The sequence below is a fragment of the Candidatus Chordibacter forsetii genome (assembly GCF_964187505.1).
GTDB lineage: Bacteria > Verrucomicrobiota > Verrucomicrobiia > Opitutales > Seribacteraceae > Chordibacter > Chordibacter forsetii.
In genome coordinates this window covers 1-4,260 of sequence record NZ_CAXLML010000148.1, presented here as the reverse complement: position 1 = coordinate 4,260, position 4,260 = coordinate 1, and the positions used below count along the sequence as shown (strand labels likewise).

Here is a 4,260-nt window from a genome sequence, read left to right as displayed (position 1 = left end):
GGTCTTAGGTGATTTTTTTAAAAAACATCTTCTTCAAGATCATCTGCATACTCGTCAAATGTATCAAATGATGAACTGGGATCATCGCCTGATTGAGTGTTTTCCTTGGTTATTTTGTATCCGTTTATCGAGGTGAACCATTTGGTTACTCCATCTTTTCCCTTCCACTCTCTTCCATTGATTCGGGTTTGAATTTGAACTTGATCCCCCACCTTTAATTCTTTGCTTAATTCAATACTATCTTTGGTGAATTCTACTGGGATTGGGTTGTCCCATCGACCGTCTCCAGTCTCCACCACAACTTGGTGTTTACGGAATCCATTACTTCCGAATTCGCGCACTTCGTCCACAAAAGTTATCTTACCCTTTATTGTTACTTCGTTCATCATCTTTCATTAAATCAAAAATAAATTAGCGTCTATCTTTGGTTATTCACATCGAACAATGATAAATGATTATATTTTTGACAGGATTGACACCTAGCTATTACCTCAGGTGTCTATCCCTATCAGTCGTGTTTATTATTGTTTTTTAATATGAGTGCCAAACCAAAGGTTTTGTTTATTGACGACGATGAGTGTGTGCTTAAAGGAATCGAATTAAATTTAGGCAGAAAATACAACTTAACAGTTGTTTCGTCTGGCAAGGATGCTCTTGAATTAATCGCAAAGGGAGAAGTGTTTTCAGTGGTTGTTGTTGATTATGTAATGCCCGAAATGAATGGGGCTGAATTTTTGAAGGAAATGCGACTTTATAACCAATCAGCTGTTACTATTCTTTTAACAGGAGCGACCAATTTTGAGTATGCCGCGGAGTTCGTAGCCAAAGGTGGGGGGTTTCGTTTGCTTAGTAAACCTTGCCCTCCAAATGAGTTGATTGAACATATCGAAGATGCTTTGTTTCATTTTCAACAAGTTGAGGATGAAAATCATTCAATTGGGAATGTTATGAACGCCGTTGTTCGTTCTTTTACTGCTGTTCTTGCCGCCGCTTTACCATTATATTTTGGCCGTTCTCAACGGGTTATGCGTATGGCTTCCGAAATTGGAGAATATTTAAGATTGAGATCCCTCTGGAGGTCCGACCCTGCCTGCGTTTTTTCTCATCTAGGTTTTGCCACCTTGCCTCCAGAAGTCCAGCTTAGAGCTTATCAAAATGAAGGTGTTAAGCCTAATGAAATGGAGTTGATTGATAGCTTTGAAGATTTTACGAGAGAGATGTTGTCTAGCATACCTAACATGAGTGAAGTCATGAAAGTAGTTGATTTAATAGGACAAGATTATGAAGAATCTAGTCAGAACGATAACGATACTGCAAAATTGGCTTCAGTGATCCGTATAGCTAAGCATTATGATTTTTATGCAAGCAAAGGGCAGAACCGACCCCAAATTTTTGATTCCTTAATCAACAACAAATCAATTTATTACATGGATGCTCTTGATGCATTGAGCACAATCAGGCCTTATGCTAATGGTGGTCCTCAATGTATTTTATTAAATACCAAAGAATTAAGGAAGGGCATGCGTTTACAGGAAGACCTATTTTTGGATAGTGGAGTGCTTTTTGCACCTAAAGGCTCTATTGTGAATCCACCACTTTTGTATGTAATGAAAAACTACAGAACTTGTTACATTAAAGATCCGTTCCCACAAAGCATCTTAGTAACTCAAGGCTCCAGCTTCGAAACAGACTAAGTAAAGCCCCAGGAAACGGGCCTATGTTTTCACTCCCAAAAGTAAGGTATTGCAAATTACTAAAGCGATATTTTCATTCTGCGGGATGCAGATTTTAATTTTGAAGTTTCTATTCTCAATCATTTTTTATTTTTTCAGCCTTTGTTTTGTCCGGAGTGAGTCACTTCCTCTGTATAATCATGAAACTCCGTTCAATAGCGTAGATACAATGTGGCAGGGATATAACCCTCGGCTTGAAAATTTAGAAACTGAAATTCTCAAAGAATGGGAGCAAGACGATGTTATTTTAAGAGTTATTCGATATCGTATTGGTGAGTTTAAAGGTAAGAGGGCAATGATGGCTGGTGTTTATGGATTTCCCAAGGGTGCCCAAACTGTCCCTGGTTTGCTGCAAGTTCACGGTGGCGGTCAGTATGCGGATCATCGAGCGGTCTTTTCCAATGCGAAAAGGGGGTATGCCACTCTCTCCATTGCCTGGGCTGGTCGTATTTCTGCCCCCGGATACTCCGTAGCTCCCAACGAGGTTAAATTATTTTGGGCGGGCAAATCTGATGACCCAAAGTATAAATTAACCACCGATTGGGGAGCCCTTGATGCCTACCATGCACCGAGTCGAAATGGGAAAGATGCATTTTCTTCCATTCCGGTTGCCGAATGGACTATCGATCCTGTTCTTTCTCCCCGAAATAATTCATGGTTCTTGGTCACACTTGCCGGTCGGCGGGGGTTAACCTTTCTGGAGAGGCAACCCGAAGTGGATGGTGAAAAGCTGGGAGTTTACGGCCATTCAATGGGCGGGAAGCTCACGGTAATGATTGCAGGAGCCGATGAGAGAGTAAAGGCAGCAGTCCCCTCATGCGGAGGAATAAGTGACAGGTATTCTGTTAACGAATTACATTCAGCTACCGTAAGTGACCCTCCCAGTTTAAGGAGAGTTTCTTGCCCCATTTTTTTCCTTAGTCCAGCCAATGATTTTCATGGACGTATCAACGATTTGGAAAAAGCAGTTGGGGAAATTCAGACAAAGGACTGGCGTGTCTCCTGTTCTCCCCATCATAATCATCAAGATACGCCTCCCTACGAAGTAGCCACCCAAATTTGGTTCGATCAGCACCTCAAGGCTACCTTTAAGGCACCTAAAACTCCCCAAGCTGAAATTATTTTGAAGCAGGGAATGCTACCGCAGTTCTCTGTCCGCCCAGATCCAAACCGAAAAGTTCGCAGTGTAGAGATTTATTTTACTCAGCAAGGAATTCTACAGGAGCCTGGAGGGACCAAAGATGATTCTCGCAATACCAAGCATCGATTTTGGAAATTCATTGAACCCCAAAAAGATTCAAACTCAGTGGTTTGGTTGGCTGATTTGCCGATTTTCTCCGTAGAACGGCCGGTCTGGGCCTATGCAAATGTCTTATATGACTTGGAGGATACAATTGTGGGAGCTGGTTACTATTATGGCACATATGAGACTAAGACCTTTAATCTTTCTTCCTTACTCCAAGTGATCTCCCCTGACAAACTTTCCAATTCTGGTACTTCGTTACCGAAAGCAAGGGACTTTATGATTGAAGGATTTAATGCTTCCTGGAGAAAGGATTGGTTTGCTTACAATTCAAATAAATGGGGGGTTCGGACGAACAAACTTTATGAACCGAGATACTCTGCTCCAGGTCCCACATCTCGCCTAAGTCTTGAAGTTAGCACTGAAATGACCAACAAAATGGTCTTATGGCTTGATGGATATGGGGTGGAATTTAAAGTTTTGGGCAGTGGTACATGGCAACGCTTTAGTTTTCCATTATCAGCACTTAAAAATGGTGAGGGGAAATCTTTACCATCTTGGTCAGGAGTTCGTGAACTGCGTTTGGATGATGTTGAAAAATTAGAACTACCCAGGGGAAGCAAGGGCAGTGCCGTCAAAATTGGCTCCCCTTGGGTTGGGGAGCCCCCCGAATTTAGGAACCTTAGATGGATACGGTAGGAAATGGGTAGCTTTTTCTCAAAATTGTTTTTCAGTACTTTTTAGATGAATTCGTAATTTGACAAAGATTCACATTATTTCCTAGGGTTTAGTTGTTATGCCTAGACCCAAGCCAAAAGTTCTCTTTGTCGATGACGAAGAAGCCATTTTAAAGGCCTTTAAATTAAACCTAGGGCGAAAGTATTCAGTATTTATCGCTGAATCAGGAAACGAAGGGTTGCGTGTCCTTGAAGAAGAGGGGCCTTTTGAAGTAATCGTTTCGGATTTTTCGATGCCAGGAATGAATGGTGCAGATTTCCTTGAAAAAGTCAGAGAGCAGAACAAAGAAGTGGTAACCATGCTTCTGACGGGCCAGGCAAACTTTGATGATTTGTGCGATGTTGTTCGCCGTGGGGAGATATTCCGCCTGCTTGGAAAACCTTGCTCTCCTGAGGCCCTCGACGAAAATCTCCAACAAGCTCTTAGGCAACATCAGTTAATTTCTGCCGAAAAAGAATTACTGGAAAAAACTCTCAACGGTGCTATCGGTGCGATTACATCTTTGTTATCCGCGGCGAATCCCTTGTTTTTTGGACGAGCCCAGCG

At 41.9% G+C, this 4,260-nt stretch carries 4 protein-coding genes; 3 read left to right on the top strand and 1 reads right to left on the bottom strand.

Annotated elements, in window-relative coordinates; translation table 11 throughout:
- Positions 1-17: 17 nt before the first annotated feature.
- Positions 18-389, bottom strand: a complete 372-nt coding sequence (locus ACKPQ4_RS06405; protein WP_407680369.1) for a DUF3127 domain-containing protein — start codon at positions 387-389, stop codon at positions 18-20.
- A gap of 147 nt (positions 390-536) precedes the next feature.
- On the opposite strand from ACKPQ4_RS06405, the gene ACKPQ4_RS06400 reads away from it, so the two are divergent.
- From ACKPQ4_RS06400 to ACKPQ4_RS06390, 3 genes are all read left to right on the top strand, one after another.
- On the top strand, positions 537-1,694 hold the full coding sequence (locus tag ACKPQ4_RS06400; protein WP_407680368.1) for a response regulator: 1,158 nt from the start codon (positions 537-539) through the stop codon (positions 1,692-1,694).
- Positions 1,695-1,902: 208 nt separating this feature from the next.
- On the top strand, positions 1,903-3,675 hold the full coding sequence (locus ACKPQ4_RS06395; RefSeq protein WP_407680367.1) for a dienelactone hydrolase family protein: 1,773 nt from the start codon (positions 1,903-1,905) through the stop codon (positions 3,673-3,675).
- 97 nt (positions 3,676-3,772) lie between these two features.
- The coding region (locus ACKPQ4_RS06390; protein ID WP_407680366.1) for a response regulator at positions 3,773-4,260 on the top strand (488 nt) is incomplete at its 3' end.

Bases quoted from the DNA above. Each gene is read 5' to 3' on its own strand.
- ACKPQ4_RS06405 (WP_407680369.1), bottom strand. From the start codon at position 389: ATGATGAACGAAGTAACAATAAAGGGTAAGATAACTTTTGTGGACGAA.
- ACKPQ4_RS06400 (WP_407680368.1), top strand. From the start codon at position 537: ATGAGTGCCAAACCAAAGGTTTTGTTTATTGACGACGATGAGTGTGTG.
- ACKPQ4_RS06395 (WP_407680367.1), top strand. From the start codon at position 1,903: ATGTGGCAGGGATATAACCCTCGGCTTGAAAATTTAGAAACTGAAATT.